Origin of the sequence: Pseudomonas sp. PvP027 (assembly GCF_017833005.1) — a bacterium.
Lineage (GTDB): Bacteria > Pseudomonadota > Gammaproteobacteria > Pseudomonadales > Pseudomonadaceae > Aquipseudomonas > Aquipseudomonas congelans.
This window is the reverse complement of sequence record NZ_JAFIBK010000001.1, coordinates 1,608,461-1,625,890: the sequence shown is the minus strand read 5'-3', so window position 1 is coordinate 1,625,890 and position 17,430 is coordinate 1,608,461. Positions and strand designations below refer to the sequence as shown.

General features: G+C 58.8%; 12 protein-coding genes. 5 read left to right on the top strand and 7 right to left on the bottom strand.

Annotation, left to right across the window (positions count from 1 at the left end):
- The first annotated feature begins 17 nt into the window (after positions 1-17).
- A complete protein-coding gene (locus JOE33_RS06435) occupies positions 18-818 on the top strand; it encodes a class II glutamine amidotransferase (protein WP_054994543.1) in 801 nt (266 codons plus the stop codon).
- Between the two features lie 46 nt (positions 819-864).
- Positions 865-1,389 (top strand): DUF2937 family protein, encoded by a 525-nt coding sequence (locus JOE33_RS06430; RefSeq protein ID WP_010432096.1) that lies wholly within the window; start codon positions 865-867, stop codon positions 1,387-1,389.
- Between the two features lie 36 nt (positions 1,390-1,425).
- On the opposite strand, the gene JOE33_RS06425 is transcribed toward JOE33_RS06430, so the two are convergent.
- The 4 genes from JOE33_RS06425 to JOE33_RS06410 form a co-directional block, all read right to left on the bottom strand.
- Complete coding sequence (locus tag JOE33_RS06425; protein WP_209924050.1) at positions 1,426-2,142, bottom strand: WbqC family protein; 717 nt, start codon at positions 2,140-2,142, stop codon at positions 1,426-1,428.
- A 201-nt stretch (positions 2,143-2,343) separates the two neighbouring features.
- On the bottom strand, positions 2,344-3,522 hold the full coding sequence (locus JOE33_RS06420; protein ID WP_010432090.1) for a VWA domain-containing protein: 1,179 nt from the start codon (positions 3,520-3,522) through the stop codon (positions 2,344-2,346).
- 37 nt (positions 3,523-3,559) lie between these two features.
- A complete protein-coding gene (locus JOE33_RS06415) occupies positions 3,560-4,405 on the bottom strand; it encodes a MoxR family ATPase (protein WP_003407249.1) in 846 nt (281 codons plus the stop codon).
- A 317-nt stretch (positions 4,406-4,722) separates the two neighbouring features.
- On the bottom strand, positions 4,723-5,790 hold the full coding sequence (locus JOE33_RS06410; protein ID WP_032616128.1) for a DUF748 domain-containing protein: 1,068 nt from the start codon (positions 5,788-5,790) through the stop codon (positions 4,723-4,725).
- A 126-nt stretch (positions 5,791-5,916) separates the two neighbouring features.
- Between JOE33_RS06410 and cysK the strand changes: the two genes are divergently transcribed.
- Both cysK and JOE33_RS06400 read left to right on the top strand, forming a co-directional pair.
- Positions 5,917-6,891, top strand: coding sequence for a cysteine synthase A (cysK, locus tag JOE33_RS06405; RefSeq protein WP_010432084.1), 975 nt, complete (start codon positions 5,917-5,919; stop codon positions 6,889-6,891).
- Between the two features lie 174 nt (positions 6,892-7,065).
- A complete protein-coding gene (locus JOE33_RS06400) occupies positions 7,066-8,004 on the top strand; it encodes an aspartyl/asparaginyl beta-hydroxylase domain-containing protein (RefSeq protein WP_010432081.1) in 939 nt (312 codons plus the stop codon).
- 69 nt (positions 8,005-8,073) lie between these two features.
- On the opposite strand, the gene JOE33_RS06395 is transcribed toward JOE33_RS06400, so the two are convergent.
- Complete coding sequence (locus tag JOE33_RS06395; protein ID WP_032616131.1) at positions 8,074-11,550, bottom strand: PAS domain-containing hybrid sensor histidine kinase/response regulator; 3,477 nt, start codon at positions 11,548-11,550, stop codon at positions 8,074-8,076.
- Between the two features lie 242 nt (positions 11,551-11,792).
- Between JOE33_RS06395 and JOE33_RS06390 the strand changes: the two genes are divergently transcribed.
- Positions 11,793-13,667, top strand: coding sequence for an MFS transporter (locus tag JOE33_RS06390; protein ID WP_187625252.1), 1,875 nt, complete (start codon positions 11,793-11,795; stop codon positions 13,665-13,667).
- 587 nt (positions 13,668-14,254) lie between these two features.
- Here the strand turns inward: JOE33_RS06390 and JOE33_RS06385 are convergent.
- A complete protein-coding gene (locus tag JOE33_RS06385; protein ID WP_096131811.1) occupies positions 14,255-15,202 on the bottom strand; it encodes a bile acid:sodium symporter family protein in 948 nt (315 codons plus the stop codon).
- A 218-nt stretch (positions 15,203-15,420) separates the two neighbouring features.
- A complete protein-coding gene (locus JOE33_RS06380; protein WP_209924049.1) occupies positions 15,421-17,295 on the bottom strand; it encodes a hypothetical protein in 1,875 nt (624 codons plus the stop codon).
- Positions 17,296-17,430: the final 135 nt, after the last annotated feature.

The window sequence follows — 17,430 nt, the reverse complement described above, 5'->3', positions numbered from 1 at the left end:
GAAGCGAGAACCTGAGCATGTGTGAACTACTGGGCATGAGCGCCAATGTCCCGACCGACATAGTCTTCAGCTTTACCGGGCTGATGCAGCGGGGCGGCCGCACCGGTCCGCATCGCGATGGCTGGGGCATTGCCTTCTACGAGGGCCGTGGTCTGCGCCTGTTTCAGGACCCGGCAGCCAGCAGCGAATCGGAAGTCGCACAGCTGGTGCAGCGTTATCCCATCAAGAGTGAAGTCGTGATTGGCCATATTCGTCAGGCCAACGTCGGCAAGGTCTGCCTGTCCAATACCCATCCTTTCGTGCGTGAACTCTGGGGCCGCAACTGGTGTTTTGCCCATAATGGCCAGCTGGCGGATTTCACCCCGGGCGTTACCTTTTATCGGCCAGTGGGCGATACCGATAGCGAAGCAGCCTTCTGCGACCTGCTCAATCGTGTTCGCGCAGCCTTTCCCGAGCCAGTCGAGGTCGAGGAGTTACTGCCTGCGCTGATCCAGGCGTGTGCCGAATATCGCAGTAAAGGCGTGTTCAACTGCCTGTTGAGCGACGGTGACTGGCTGTTTTGCTTTTGCAGTACCAAACTGGTTCAGATCACCCGCCGTGCGCCGTTCGGTCCGGCGCGATTGAAAGATGTCGACGTGATTGTCGATTTTCAGGCTGAAACGACGCCGCACGATGTGGTCACGGTCATCGCAACCGAGCCCTTGACCGAGAACGAAAACTGGAACCGCTATGAACCGGGCCAGTGGAGCCTTTGGCGCAAGGGCGAATGCGTGGCGCAAGGTTCGGTCGACACGGTCACCGAGACGGCCAGGCCCTGACACATCAGCACATTGGCTTACTGGATAAAAAAGAAGAGGGATATTGATGCTGCGAAGTTATCTGCGATTGGTGCTGTTCACCGTGGGCCTGCTGTTCGGGGTTCAGATTCCCGGTTTCATCAGTGACTACAGCAAGCGTGTCGAAGCGCATCTGATCGAGGCGCAGCAAGCCGTGAAGGGCTATACCGCCACTGCGCAGCAGTTCTTCAAGGGCGATATCCAGGCGCTGATCCAGCACTATCGCAGCAGTGAAGACCCGGTTTTTCGCAGTGATGCGGATACCATCGACACCCTGATGAACCGCACGCACATCCTTGAGCGTCAGTGGCTCGGGCTTCAGGGGCCGTGGTATTCAAAAGCCTTGTTCGTCGCCACCTCTTCCGACCCGGATATCCGTCGCGAAACCTTCAACGGTTACACGTGGCAAGTCCTGCTGGCCCCCGAAGTCATCGCCTGGGGCATCATCAGCGCCTTGCTGCTGGCGCTGGTGATCGAAAGCGTCGTGCTGCTAATCGGCTGGGTTTTCAACGGCGGACGACGCAAGCCGCAACTCGAACGGGATTGGCGTTGACCGCGGTTAGCGCGCAGCAAAACATAGCGAGGCCGTTCATATGACTGCCTGCGTTTCATTGTGTAGATAGGCGAGTACTGTTTCAGGTGCGTTCCACATCAGCACGTCGATGATCGAAAGGTTTTCGACAAACTTCATGGGGCCCGTGGAATAACTGAATGAAGAGGGCTCGAGAAACCTCAGTTCTATACCTCTTTCCTGCCAGTCGCCGGGTGTAAAGATTTCGCGTCCACCTGTGGCATTGACGTACTGTCGCGCTTCCAGCACGGTGCTTATTTCCAGCGCCCATTGGCCCGCATGTTCAATGGGGGGCAGGTCCAGGTTCATCGCTGCACAGCTTTCCCAGTTAAAGCTCATGCCTAAATACTCGCAGACCACTTGCAGCGCGCGCGTGTTGAGTTCACACAAGTGGGTGGCAGGTGTGCCGAATGTCTGCTCGACCACGTGCAAGGTTTCCCTGAAGTAGGGGGCCTTGCCTCTATAGTGTTCAAGCTGATTGGTGATTCGTCGGTGGGCGCAGGCAAGGTCGATAATGGTCGCGTCCTTGATCAGTGCGCCCTCGCTGACACAGACCGGAACATTGATGTATTGCCAGTCGCCTTTACTGTCCAGTACCCGATTGCGGTTCATCCAGCTTTTGCGTTTGTATTTGACGATGTCAAAGACAAGCCCGCGCTGAACCGCCGCAATGAGCTGGAAGTAACCGATGTAGGGGAAAAAGTAAGGCTGCATGATCCCGAGCGTTTCGTTCATAAGTAACCCGCGAAGTCGCGACGGCTGCTCAGGCAAAACGATGGAGTAACTGCAAAACTATCTACTCAATCAGCACTTCTCCGTCTGATTGGTGGTGTGGAATTGTCAGCGTAGTTCGGCGTTTTAAAACGATCATGCTGCTGGTCGGGTTGTAGCGGCCGGTCGATGACCGGCTTATACATTATTGGACGCACCCTTATTTCATTTCGCCAGGTAGCGCATGCCTTCTTCCAGGCCGCTCAGGGTCAGCGGGTACATCTGACCTTCAATCAAGTCACGTACGATATGCGTCGAGGTGGTGTAGTCCCAGGCATCTTTCGGGTAGGGATTGATCCAGATGATCTTCTTGAATTTAGCCATGAAGCGCTGCATCCACACATAGCCTGCCTCTTCATTCCAGTGTTCGACACTGCCGCCGGGCTGGGTGATTTCATAGGGCGCCATCGAGGCGTCGCCGATGAAAATCACTTTGTAGTCCTCGCCATACTTGTGCAGCAGGTCCTGGGTGGCGGTCCGCTCAGAGCTTCTGCGCTGGTTGTTCTTCCACACCGATTCATAGATGAAGTTATGGAAGTAGAAATACTCCATATGCTTGAACTCGGTCTTGCACGCGGAGAACAGCTCTTCGCAGACCTTGATGTGCGAATCCATCGAGCCACCGATGTCGAACAACAGCAATAACTTGATGGTGTTGCGCCGCTCCGGACGCATTTGAATGTTCAGCAGGCCCGCATCGCGTGCGGTGTGATCAATGGTGCTGTCGATGTCCAGTTCATCCGCAGCGCCCTGACGAGCGAACTTGCGCAGGCGGCGCAGGGCCACCTTGATATTGCGCGTCCCCAGCTCAACCTGATCATCCAGGTTCTTGTACTCGCGCTGGTCCCAGACTTTGACGGCCTTGCCTTTGCGCTCGCCTGCATCGCCGACACGAATGCCTTCCGGGTTGTAGCCACCCGAACCGAACGGACTGGTGCCACCGGTGCCTATCCATTTGTTGCCACCGGCATGACGCTCCTTCTGTTCTTCCAGGCGTTTCTTGAACTCTTCGATCAGCTTGTCGAGGCCGCCCAGCGACTGGATCTGCGCACGTTCCTCGTCCGTCAGCGAGCGCTCGAACTCTTTGCGCAGCCAGTCTTCCGGGATCAGCGCCTGCAAATGATCGTCGAGGTTTTCCAGACCGTTGAAATACGCACCGAAGGCGCGGTCGAACTTGTCGAAATGGCGCTCGTCCTTGACCAGAATCGTGCGCGCCAGAAAGTAGAACTCATCGATGTCAGCGAAGACGACCCGCTGTTTCAGCGCATTGATCAGGTCCAGCAGTTCACGCAGGGACACCGGCACCCTGGCCGCGCGCATTTCGTTGAACAGGTTGAGCAGCATGGCTGTCGCCCTTACATGGCAGGTTGGGTAGACACGATCAGCGATTACCGCGACGGCTCATGAACGCCAGACGTTCCAGCAGGTGCACGTCCTGCTCGTTCTTGACCAGCGCGCCGGCCAGCGGCGGAATGGCCTTGGTCGGATCGCGTTCGCGCAGCACGGCTTCACCGATGTTGTCGGCCATCAGCAGCTTCAGCCAGTCGACCAGCTCGGAGGTGGAGGGCTTCTTCTTCAGCCCCGGTACCTTGCGCACGTCGAAGAATACGTCCAGTGCTTCGCTGACCAGGTCTTTCTTGATGTCCGGGTAATGCACATCGACGATGCGTTGCAGCGTGGCCCGGTCCGGAAAGGCGATGTAGTGGAAGAAGCAGCGACGCAGAAAGGCGTCCGGCAGCTCCTTCTCGTTGTTAGAGGTAATGATGATGATCGGTCGCTTCTTGGCCTTGATCGTTTCATCGATCTCGTAAACGTAGAACTCCATCTTGTCGAGTTCCTGCAAAAGGTCATTGGGGAACTCGATATCGGCCTTGTCGATTTCGTCGATCAGCAGGATCACACGCTCCTCGGACTCGAAGGCTTCCCAGAGCTTGCCCTTTTTCAGGTAATTGCGTACGTCGTGGACCTTGTCGACGCCCAGTTGCGAGTCGCGCAGACGGCTCACCGCATCGTATTCGTACAGGCCCTGATGGGCCTTGGTCGTGGACTTGATATGCCAGGTGATCAGTTTCGCGCCGAAGGACTCGGCCAGTTGCTCGGCGAGCATGGTCTTGCCGGTGCCGGGCTCGCCCTTGACCAGCAGTGGACGCTCCAGCGTGATGGCCGCGTTGACCGCCAGCTTCAGATCGTCAGTGGCAACGTAGGCCGGCGTACCTTCGAACTTCATTGATCCATCCTTTTCGCGTGGGCGCGCGTAACCGGTCGGCACGCACGCCGTAATAGGGGCAAGCAATGCCCTGACTATAACGTGGCTGCCCGAGGGCTGTGAACGAAGACGCCTTATTCAGTTCTTGAATGGGGCGTCACGTCGTGACCGGGTCTGAATTGTAACGCCGCTTTTGGTAGGGCTGATTTGCCGATACCGCTGCTTACTGTCGTCTGAATACAGCACTCAGTTGAGAGAAAAGAGCATCCGCCGCCACTTGTTCATTCGGAATGTGCCGCAGAAAAGCGGGGCGTCTATGCCGTGGATAAACAAGCACGTCAGGAACCCTTGCTGCTCTCATAGCGCGCATTGAATGCCTGCACGAACGCATTGCGCAGGATCTGCAGAAACGCCTGGAAGCCGCTGATGTCCTGCTGATGGACACTGCCGCTGAGGTCGACGCGTGTGGCGAACTGGTTTTCCCGCTGGTTTTTCAATACGGTTTCGCTGGTGCCGACCAGCGCTTCCCAGATCGAGCGGAAAACCCCCTTGTCCTTGTTTTCGACATCCTGCTGCCAATTGAATACGTCCACATTGCGCAGCAGCGGCTTGATGTAGCCCTTGAGCTGGCCCTTATCGGCCTGGGCTTCGATCACCACGTCGCCATCGCCGGCATTGAAATCGAACTTGCCGTAGGCCGACGAGAAGTCGTTGAGTTTCTTGAGCTGGATGCCGGTGGCGCGCAGTTTGAAGTCGAAGTCTTCAAAGTTGCTGAACGGGTCGAATCTGGCTGAGCTCTCCAGATCGGCATGGCCCAGCAGACGCGCCTTGCCCTTGAACTCGGCATCGCGATTGCCTTCCACGTCGACCACATTGGTCAGGTTGTAGATGCTGGCATTGACCTGATCCGCCTCGATTTTTACCTTGGGCTTGGAGTTGAAGTTATTAAACGTGATGCGCCCGTTGTCGATGCGCAACTCGTTGAGGGTCATGGGCAACAGCTTGTCCATCTGGGTACGCCAGTCGGTGCCCTGACCGGTCTGCGAGTCCTGCTTGCTGCCGCCGTCCACGAAGTTGATCTGCGGGCCGGTGAACAGGGCTTTCGCGACCACAGCATGGTCATACCAGAGTGAATGCCAGCTGACTGCCAGTTCGATCATCGGCGCGTCGAAGAAGGGCACCGGCACCTTGCCATCGGTCTTGACGATCTTCAGTCCCTTGATCCGGTACGCCCCTCGCCACAGTGCCAGGTCTACATCGGCGATCTCGCCTCGGTAGTCCCCCATGTCGGCCAGTTTGTCGTTCAGATAGTCACGCACCAGATAAGGCAGGGCGATATTGACAGCGATCAGCAGGACTACCAGAGCGGCCAGGGTCCATAACGGCCAGCTGTAGCGACGTTTCATGACATGAGTCTCCTGTTTCAATGAAGGATTGACTGCTTGCGCCGTCATCCGTTCGGTCAGACTGGACGCCCCAGAGTTGGCGGCATAGGCTTTGGGTCTTTAACCGATGTGCACAAGGACACCCTCATGAGCCGTATCTACGCTGATAACGCCCATTCCATCGGTAATACGCCGTTGGTGCAGATCAATCGTATCGCGCCGCGCGGTGTCACCATTCTGGCCAAGATCGAAGGGCGTAATCCCGGCTATTCCGTCAAATGCCGTATCGGCGCCAGCATGATCTGGGACGCCGAAAGCAGCGGCAGGCTCAAGCCGGGCATGACCATCGTCGAGCCGACTTCGGGCAACACCGGTATAGGCCTGGCCTTCGTTGCCGCTGCCCGTGGCTACAAGCTGATGCTCACCATGCCCGCTTCCATGAGCATAGAACGTCGCAAGGTACTCAAGGCACTGGGCGCAGAACTGGTGCTGACCGAAGCGGCCAAGGGGATGAAAGGCGCGATTGCCAAGGCCGAAGAACTGCTGGCAGGCAACCCCGAGAAATATTTCATGCCTGCACAGTTCGAGAACCCGGCCAACCCGGCCATCCATGAAAAGACTACTGGCCCGGAAATCTGGGCAGACACCGACGGTGCCATCGACGTCCTGGTGGCAGGCGTAGGAACTGGCGGGACTATCACCGGTATCTCCCGGTATATCAAGCACACCGAAGGCAAACCGATCCTGTCCGTCGCGGTCGAGCCGGACGGTTCGCCGATCATCACCCAGGCGATGGCCGGTGAAACGATCACCCCCAGCCCGCACAGGATTCAGGGCATCGGCGCCGGCTTCATCCCGAAAAACCTCGACCTGTCGATCGTGGACCGGGTAGAGCGTGTCACCGATGAAGAAGCCAAGGCCATGGCGCGGCGTCTGATGCAGGAGGAGGGTATTCTCTGCGGTATTTCGTGCGGCGCGGCAATGGCGGCCGCCGTCCGTCTGGCTGAAAAGCCGGAGATGCAGGGCAAGACGATCGTGGTGGTCCTGCCGGACTCCGGCGAACGTTACCTGTCGAGCATGCTGTTCAGCGATCTGTTTACCGATCAGGAGCTTGCCCAGTAACACATCTTCTCAAGTGCGCACTTCATGCGGGCAACGCAAGGGTTTATGATGGCCAGCTTATGACTCGCCGGACGATGAGCGCTGCCGCCCGGCGCTCCGGTCATTATTCAGAATCATGCATCAGCACTGCCCGCGTGACGTTTGGCGTTATCCGCCCGCTTCAAGGAGAGCTTCATGACCCTTTCATTTGTTGCCAAGGCATCGATCCTGATGCTGTTTCTGGGCAGCACGCTGTACGTTCACTTGCGCGGTCGGGCCCGGCTGCCTCTGTTGCGGCAGTTCGTCAACCATTCGGCATTGTTCGCACCGTACAACGCACTGATGTACCTGTTTTCCCGCGTGCCGTCCGAGCCCTATCTGGACCGCAGCAAATTCCCTGAGCTGGACATCCTCAAGGACAACTGGGAAACCATTCGCGACGAAGCCATGCACCTGTTCGACGAGGGCTATATTCGTGCAGCGGAGAAAAACAACGACGCCGGTTTTGGCTCGTTCTTCAAGAAGGGCTGGAAGCGCTTTTACCTGAAGTGGTACGACAAGGCCCTGCCGTCTGCCGAAGCGCTGTGCCCGAAAACCGTCGAACTGGTCAACAGCATTCCCAACGTCAAGGGCGCGATGTTCGCGCTGCTGCCGGGTGGCAGTCACCTCAATCCGCACCGCGATCCGTTTGCCGGTTCGCTGCGTTATCACTTGGGCCTGTCGACACCCAACTCCGATGATTGCCGGATCTTCGTCGATGGCAAGGAATACGCCTGGCGTGACGGTCAGGATGTCATGTTCGATGAGACCTACGTTCACTGGGTCAAGAACGAGACCGACCAGACTCGTGTGATTCTGTTCTGTGACATCGAGCGTCCGCTGACCAACCGTTTCATGACCCGTATGAACCGCAGCGTCAGCGCGTTTCTGGGCCGCGCCACTGCTCCGCAGAACCTCGACGACGAGCGTGTCGGCGGAATCAACCAGGCGTATGCGTTCAGCAAGCGTTTCAGCGATGGTTTCAGTGGCAAGGTCAAGCAGTTCAAGCGCGCCAACCCCAAGGCTTACCGGGTACTGCGGCCTATTCTGGCAGTCGCGGTACTGACGCTGCTGGGCTACTGGTTGTTTGGTTAAGCGACAGTCTTTCCGATTATTCCCCTCTGATCCGGTTGTTCGTGGCCTCTGCGAACAACCGGTATTTCGTTATCCTTCCAGACTCACATGCCGGCTCAACAGCGCGCGCAGCGCTGCAGGCTTGACCGGCTTGGGCAGGTAATCGAGTCCCGCCGCGTGTACCTGAGCGATCAACTCTGCACGCCCATCCGCACTGATGAGCACGCCCGGCACCGGCTGACCCAGTCGGGTGCGCAGCCAAGCCATGAGTTCAGTACCGGTTTCGCCCTCATCCAGGTGGTAATCCACCAGGGCAATCTGCGGTCGAACTCCGTTGTTCAGCAGCGCTTCGCACTCCTGGCGATTGCGGGCGGTCCAGACCTGACAGCCCCAGCGTGACAGCAGGCTGTGCATACCGATCAGGATGCTGTCTTCGTTATCGACACACAGCACGTGGGTACCGTTCAGCGCGGGGCGGCTGACATCAGGCAGTGTCGCGGGAAGTGCTGCCTGAGGCGCGGCAAGTGGCACCCTGACGCTGAACACGCTGCCTTTGCCAGTCCAGGAGCGCACCTGCAAAGGATGCTCAAGAATGCGACACAGGCCATCGGCAATCGCCAGCCCCAGACCCAGCCCCTTGGCCGCGTGAGTCTTGTGGCTGTCGAGGCGTTTGAATTCTTCGAAGATCACCTTGCGCTTGTCCTCGGGAATGCCCGGTCCACGGTCCCAGACTTCCAGGCTCAGGCTGTCACCGTAGCGCCTGACGCCCAGCAGAATAGGGCCTTTGGCGTAGCGGAAAGCGTTGGTCAAAAAGTTTTGCAACACCCGGCGCAACAGCTTGATATCACTGTCGACACGCAGTGCACTGCCCCTCACACGAAAGCTCAGACCCTGCTCCTGGGCCAGCGCCTTGAACTCGGCACCAAGGGTGTCAAACAGCGCGCTGAGCGGGAACGGCTGACGGTCCGGGGTGATCTTGCCGTTTTCGATTCGGGAGATATCCAGCAGGTCGCCGATCAGGTCTTCGGCAGAGCGCAACGAGCTGTCCAGGTGCCGAACCAGTTGCAGGGCGTCGCTGGAAATCCCTTCCTGCTGGTGTGACAGCGCAGCGGAGAACAGTCGTGCAGCATTCAACGGCTGCATCAGGTCGTGACTTACCGCTGCCAGAAAGCGGGTTTTCGATTCGTTGGCGGCTTCAGCGGTGCCCTTGGCTTCGGTCAGCGCCTGGTTGAGCTGGGACAACTCATGGGTACGCGCGGCGACCCGCTGCTCAAGGCTTTCGTTGACGCCTTTGAGGGCGTGTTCGGCGGCGCGAAACGCAGTGATGTCGGTGAAACTCATGACGAATCCGCCGCCCGGCATCGGGTTGCCAATCAGCTCGATCACCTGGCCATTGGGAAACAACCGCTCCGAGGTATGAGCGCGGCCCTGGCGCATCCAGTGCAGACGCCGCGCCACGTGAACCTCTGCCTCGCCCGGTCCGCAAAGGCCGCGCTCGGCGTTGTAGCGGATGATGTCGGCGATCGGTCGGCCGACGCCAATCAGGCCTTCGGGGTAGTTGAACAGCTCAAGGTAACGGCGATTCCAGGCCACCAGCCGCAATGACTGGTCGACCACGCTGATGCCCTGGGTAATGTTTTCGATGGCACCCTGCAGCAGCGCGCGGTTGAACTGCAGGACTTCGGAGGCTTCGTCGGCGATGCGTACGACGTCTTCCAGCTGCATGTCGCGACCTTCGATAGCGGCCTTGACCACGGCGCGGGTCGAGGAGGTGCCGAGCACGCCGGCCAGCAGTCGCTCGGTATGCGCGATCCACTCGCCGTCGGCATTCAGGCTGGGATTGAAACCCTTGCCCTGCCGTTGGGCGAAGCGGATGAAACTCTGCCGCGCGCGGTCTTCACCGACGAAGCGCGCCGACAGGCTGAGCAGGTCCTCGATCTGCACCGCAAGCAGTGGGCGGCTGAAGTCGCGTCCCTGGGTTTCCTGACCGATGAAACGCCCCGCCTGCCAGTGCTCGGCCACTCGCGTGCGCGACAACATCGACACCCAGGCGAACAGCGTGCAGTTGCCGGCCATCGACAGCACGACACCCTGGGTCATCGGCGAGATAGGCAGGTCGAACGGGTTGCTGTGCAGCCATGAAAGCAGCGGGAAAGTGCTCAGTGACCAGCCCATGCCATGCGCCGCCACCGGCAGCACCAAGGTGTAGAACCAGATGAAGATGCCCGCCGCCAAGCCTGCAAAGACGCCACGCCGATTGGCCTGTTTCCAGTACAGCGCACCAAACATGGCGGGCGCCAGTTGGGTGATCGCGGCAAAGGCGATCTGGCCGATGGTTGCCAGACTCGCCGTCGACCCGAGCATCCGGTAGCTGACATAGGCCAGCAGGAGAATCATTACGATGCTGATGCGTCTGACAGAAAGCATCCAGTGACGAAACGCTTCGAACGGCCGCTCGGTGTTTTTGCGTCTTAACAGCCACGGCAGCAGCATGTCGTTGGAAATCATCGTCGACAGGGCCACGCAGGCGACGATCACCATGCCGGTTGCCGCCGATGCTCCGCCGATGAAGGCCAGCAGCGCCAGGGACGGGTGGGCGTGCGCCAGCGGCAGGCTGATCACGAACGAGTCGGGCAGCATGGAACCGGGCAGGAGCATTTGTCCGGCCAGTGCAATCGGCACCACGAACAGCGCAGCCAGCGCCAGATAGGCCGGGAACACCCATTTGGCGAGATTCAGGTCCTGAGGCTCGATGTTCTCGACCACGGTGACGTGGAACTGGCGGGGCAGGCAGACAATCGCCATCATCGCCACGCCGGTCTGCACGAACATCGACGGCCAGTTGATCGTGTCTTTCCAGTATTCCTCGAGGCGTGGCGCCAGTTTGGCCTGATTGAACAGGTCGTCGAATCCGTCGTACAGGCCGAACGTGACGAACACGCCGACCGCCATGAACGCAAACAGCTTGACCAGCGCCTCGAAGGCGATGGCCAGCACCATGCCTCGATGGTGTTCGGTGACATCCAGATTGCGCGCGCCGAAGACGATGGTGAACAGCGCGAGAATCAGCGACACCACCAGCGCGGTGTCCTGAGCGCGGGTGCCGGTGGAGTCGGCCACGGCACCGATCAGGATATTCACCCCCAGCACGATGCCTTTGAGCTGCAGCGCGATGTACGGCAGCATGCCGATCAGGCAGATCAGCGCCACCATGACCGCCAGGGACTGGGACTTGCCGTAGCGCGCCGCAATGAAGTCGGCGATTGAGGTGATGTTTTCCTGTTTGCTGATCAGCACCATTTTTTGCAGCACCCAGGGTGCCAGTACCATCAGCACGATGGGCCCCAGATAAATCGGCAGAAACGACCACAACTGTTCGGCGGCCTGACCCACTGCGCCGAAAAACGTCCAGCTGGTGCAATACACCGCCAGCGACAGGCTATAGACCCAGGCACGCATGGTCGGGCGCAGCGAGGCGCTGTATCGGTCGCCGTAGAAGGCGATGGCGAACATGATGGCCATATAGGTAAGGGCAACGGCCGCAATCAGCCCGCTGGACAGCGACATATCAAATTCCACACCGTATCGATAACGCGCAGTCTCGCACGATGGCCGCGCTTCGTCTTTGTCGACCAAGGTCGAGCGTGGCGCGGTGTCGCAGCGGCCCTGGCAAAGTCCGAAGCGATAAAAATAGCGACACAGGTTTTGTAAAAAGAAATGCTCTATCGACATTCGGCGGCGTTACGTCTTCAATGTGCCTTGGATTGGCCGCTGCGTCAGTTCACCCCAGCCTCTCAGGACCACGGACGATGAGCCAACAGTCACAATTCAGCCTGCTCGGGAAACGCCGTTTCCTGCCGTTTTTCATCACGCAGTCCCTCGGGGCGTTCAATGACAATATCTTCAAGCAGTCATTGATCCTTGCCATCCTTTACAAGCTGAGCATCGACGGGGATCGCTCGATCTACGTCAATCTGTGCGCCTTGCTGTTCATTCTGCCGTTCTTTCTGTTCTCGGCGCTGGCCGGGCAGTTCGGCGAGAAATACCCCAAAGACAAGTTGATCCGGATCATCAAGTTCGGCGAGATCGTCATCATGGCGGTGGGCGCGGCAGGCTTTCTGTTCAATCATCTGGAGTTGATGCTGGCCGCGCTGTTCGCCATGGGCACGCATTCGGCGCTGTTCGGGCCGGTCAAGTATTCGATACTGCCCCAGCACCTGCGCGAGAGCGAACTGGTCGGTGGCAACGCGCTGGTCGAGATGGGCACTTTTCTGGCGATTCTGGCCGGCACCATCAGCGCGGGTGTGATGATGTCCTCCTCGCAATACGCCTGGGTGGTGGCTGCTGCCATCGTGCTGGTCGCCTGCCTGGGATTCCTGGCCAGCTTCGGTATCCCGCGCGCCGATGCTGCCTCGCCGGAGATGAAACTCAACTGGAACATCTTTACCCAGTCGTGGGCCACCTTGCGCATGGGGCTGGGGCAAACGCCCGCAGTCTCGCGCTCGATTGTCGGCAACTCGTGGTTCTGGTTCGTGGGGGCTATCTACCTGACGCAGATCCCGGCCTATGCCAAGGAATGGATGTACGGCGACGAAACGGTCGTTACGCTGATTCTGACCGTGTTCTCCATCGGCATCGCGCTGGGCTCTCTGCTCTGCGAGCGCTTGTCCGGGCATAAGGTCGAGATCGGACTGGTGCCGTTCGGCTCGATGGGCCTGACGATTTTTGGCCTGCTACTGTGGTGGCATTCGGGCGGTTTCCCGCAGAATGTGCAGGCCAACGACTGGCTGGCGGTGCTGTCCTTCGGGCAGGGCTGGCTGGTGCTGTTCGACATTCTCGGTATCGGCGTATTCGGTGGCTTTTACATCGTGCCGCTGTACGCGTTGATCCAGTCGCGCACGCCGGTGAAAGAGCGCTCGCGCGTCATTGCCGCTAACAACATCCTCAACGCGCTGTTCATGGTGGTTTCGGCAATTGTCTCGATCCTGCTGCTGAGCGTTGCCAAACTGTCGATTCCGCAGCTGTTTCTCGCCGTGTCGGTGATGAACATCGGGGTCAACATCTACATCTTCAAGATCGTCCCCGAGTTCACCATGCGCTTCATGATCTGGCTGCTTGGCCATTCCATGTACCGCGTCGAACATCGCAACCTGGACCGGATCCCGGACGAAGGTGCGGCGCTGCTGGTCTGCAATCACGTGTCCTTTGTCGATGCATTGCTGATTGCCGGTGCAGTGAGGCGTCCGATTCGCTTTGTCATGTACTACAAGATCTACCAGCTGCCGGTGCTTAACTTCATCTTTCGTACGGCCGGGACCATCCCCATTGCCGGGCGTAACGAAGACATGGACATCTACGAGAAGTCGTTCAAGCGCATCGCCCAGTACCTCGCGGAAGGCGAACTGGTGTGCATCTTCCCGGAAGGCAAACTGACCACCGACGGCGAAATCAGCGGCTTCAAGAACGGCATGAGCCGCATCATCCAGGAAACCCCGGTACCGGTCATTCCAATGGCACTGCAAGGCCTGTGGGGCAGCTTCTTCAGCCGCGACCCGAGCAAGACCCTGTTTCGCCGCCTGTGGTCTCGCGTCGTACTGGTTGCCGGTTCGCCCATTGCAGCAGATGTGGCGACACCCGTGGACGTGCGCGAAGAAGTTAAAGCACTGAGAGGGAAAGTGCAGTAGCGTTTACGCTCTGTACAACTGACGTGCCAATCACTTCGGATTGGCACGATGGCCAAAGGTGACCTGAGCTGGAACCCACATCCACCTGACCTCGCAGAACCGCCGTGTGACGCGGAGCGTCACGAACTGCATTCCCACGCGGAGCGTGAGGAACGATAGTCAAAATCGCATTAACTACCACCGAAATGCTTTTCAACCGCGATGGCACAGACGACGCAGAGTGCGACGTAAGTGACGGCTGAGTCCTGGCGCTGATCCGGGGGTAGCCTGGCAGGACGCCAGGCTAGCCGCACCGGGCCATGGATGGCCCGGTGCGGCTAGCCCCGGATCAGTGACAGGGCGAAGGAACCCGACGAAGTCGGGCCGGAAACGGAGCTGGGACTTTGCTCACTTTGGTCCCTCAAAGTGAGTCGCCGAGGGGCGAAAAGGTGACCTGAGCCGAACCCCGATCCACCTGACACCGCAGAACCGCCGTGTGACGCAGAGCGTCACGAACTGCATTCCCACGCGGAGCATGGGAACGATAGCCAACCGTCCAACTTTTTGGGGTCAGTTCACTGGAGCGTGGGGACGACAGTCAAATGGCATCAACGAGCGGACGTATTCTCTTCCTCCGGCATCTTCCTGAAATACGTCGACAGCAACGCACCGGAAATATTGTGCCAGACACTGAACAGCGCGCTTGGCACCGCCGCCAGCGGCGAAAAATGCGCACTGGCCAGCGCAGCGCCTAGTCCCGAGTTCTGCATACCGACTTCCAGCGCCAGCGACTTGCGTTGCGCTAATGGCAGCTTGAAAACCTTGCCAGTGAAATAACCCAGCAGAAAACCGAACGTGTTGTGCAGGATCACCACCGCCATGATCAGCAGGCCGGATTCAGCGATTTTCGCCTGGCTGGCGGCGACCACCGCACAGACGATCATCACAATGCTGACCACCGACACCAGCGGCAGCACGTCTACCGCATAGCTGACCCGCGCGCCCAGCAGGCGTTGGGCAATCACGCCCAGCACAATCGGCAGCATGACCAGTTGCAGGATCGACCAGAACATATCGAGAAAGGACACCGGCAGCCACGCCGACGCCAGGAACCAGATCAGGGTCGGGGTCAGCAGCGGGGCAAGCAGAGTGGTGACTGCAGCGATTGCCACCGCCAGCGCCAGATCACCCTTTGCCAGCCAGGCCATGACATTGGATGAAGTACCGCTCGGGCAGCAACCGACCAGAATCACGCCCACGGCGATTTCCGGCGGTAGTTGAAACACCTGGCAGAGCAGCCAGGCCACACCTGGCATGATCACAAAGTGCGCGATCACACCCAGCGCCACTCGCCAGGGGTTACGCGCGACTTCGGAAAAATCGTCGAGTTTCAGGGTCAGGCCCATGCCGAACATGACCAGCCCCAACAAGGGCACGATCCAGCTTTTCAGGCCGATGAACACCTGGGGAAACAGGAACGCCAGAATGGCGAACAGCAAAACCCAGTAGGCAAACGTGTTGCCGACAAAACGACTCAAGGCAGCCAGAGCGCGCACGGTACTTCTCCTTCTTTTGCTTCGAATGTTTATGAAAGCACCGGCCGGTCTATCGGCGAGGGGAGGGATCGTAACCAAAAATGCCCTTGCCGAACAGGTCCGGCAAGGGCAGAAAAGGGGGAGGAGCGGCGCGTTGCACGCAAGCCCTTTCTCTGGCGCAGGTGGCTTCAGAAACCTGTACGCAGATGCTCAGGGTCATCTGCGTACAGGTCCTGTGCCTATTTTTTCGAGGTGTCGCCTTGCGCGGATGAGCTGGCCTCTACCTTGTCGCCCTTGAAGGCTTTTTTTACACTGCTACCCGCTTCAGCCAGCAATCCCGGACCGTCCTCCAGTGTGTCGGTGACCAGCGCCTCGACCATTTCGCCCACACCCTGAAGCCTCACGTAGGCATCTTCCGCCTTGCGAGACAACGTGCCGGCCTTGGTCGCATGAGTGAAGTGTTCGCGTCCCGGGTCGGTGGTATTGTTTAACGCCGTGCGCAGTCGTTCATAACTTCGAGGCCCGGCTGGTGCGGCGGTTCCGCCTTGCTCCAGCGCTTTTCTGTCACGCTCGGTGGCGAGTGCCTTCTTGTCGGCCGTCACCTGTGCCCCCAACCCGAATCCTCCCCAGGCTTGAGACAGCAGCATGGCCGACTGCACGCCTGCAGCAAGACCGGTCAAACCAGCTTTCATGGCGGGACTGCTGCCAGATACCGCGTCGATAGCGGGGTCCAGTATCTTGGCGTAACCCATACCGGCAATCATCGCTGCCACTTTGTTTTCGAACACCTTGCGATTGGCCGTTTCAAAAGGATTCAGTTTTGCCAAGCCATCGTCAACGGCTTTTTTCACTCGGGCTCCTGTTGGTTTGTCGGAAGGCTCTTTCATGGTGTGCGCATGCAGTTTGCGTCCGAACTGATCGGTCATTTTCGCGTTCAGTCCGTCCGCGCCGTGGGTTCCGCCCATGAAAAATCCGGCAAGAATGGAACCGAGCGTTACCGCCCCTGCGTCCTGAAACGCCGTCAGGTCCATATCACTGGTGATAGCGGCACGCGCGCCCTGAACGCCTGAAAAAAACGCCCAAGCCTTGGCTTCGCCGGGAAGAGAGCCTGTCTTGTTGGCATTTTTGCTTTGCTCATGTTCCTGACGCATCGCATTGACCAGGTCCATTTCCTTTTTCATTTCTTCGTCATTGCGGGGGCGGACCTGACCGTCTTCACTGACCAGTTTGTTGGGCGTTGGCAGAACCTCGGCACTGTTGATGGGGCGTGTTGCCCCTCCGACTATTTCCAGGATCGCCGTGGCCAGCAGTTGAGTGCCGACTTCGTGGGCGATGCCGGTAGTGAGGCCTGCGCCGAACACCTGGGCAACGGGGTGATTTGCCATCCCCGCGAGTGTGAACGCGCGGACGGCTCCGAGTGCGAAGCCGGACAGGCCCGCCTGACGCAGGCCCTGACCCATGAAGGCGCGCCCCTGGTTCTTCCAGTCGGAACTGGTGTCCTGATACTGCTTGAGCACCAGCGAGAGCTTGGCCTGATCGATCGCCGTCTTGAAGTCGGAGGAAATATCCTTCTGGACTTCCTTCAATTCATTCGCAGTGGCGTGCCATTGAGCGGCCTCTTCGGGTTGCCCCAGTGTGTCCAGTGAGGCGGCGATCACCGAGGCCTTGTCCAGTGCCTTGTCAACCATGGCTGGAATCTGCACGGCACTGTTGGTTGCGTAAGTCGCGAAGCTCAATTCGCTGCGCAGGATATCTGCTTTGTCTTCCGTGGAAAGGTTCGGCATCCTGCGCACTTCTTCATACTCTGCGGCATGTGCGGCAAACAGCCTGGATTGGGCGTTGAGCAAGTCCTTGAGCAGGCCCGTCATGTGCTGCATGTTGCTCTGATCCGGCCTGGCCGGCTCCGCTAGGAGTTCCTCAAGCTGTCTGGATAACTGCGCGCTGGCCTGGTCGATTTCGTCTGCGATCGAGTTCTCCGATCCGAGCCCCGCAGCGATATGGGAAAAGCTCACATAACCGCTCTCGGGTTCTCCGATTTGTTCAGCATGTGCCATGCGTTCGGCAAGGTAGCGCCCTTCGACCTGCATACGATGGCGCAATTGATCAGCGCTCATTTTCTGCTTGCCTTTGGCAAGCTTCGTCGCATCTCTTGCAAGCTGCGACGACATCCTGAAAGGAGCTCTGTTTCTGGTCTGCTGGAGGTCGCCAGGCACCTGGTGAGGATCGACGGGGCCTCGGCTGGAGGTTTT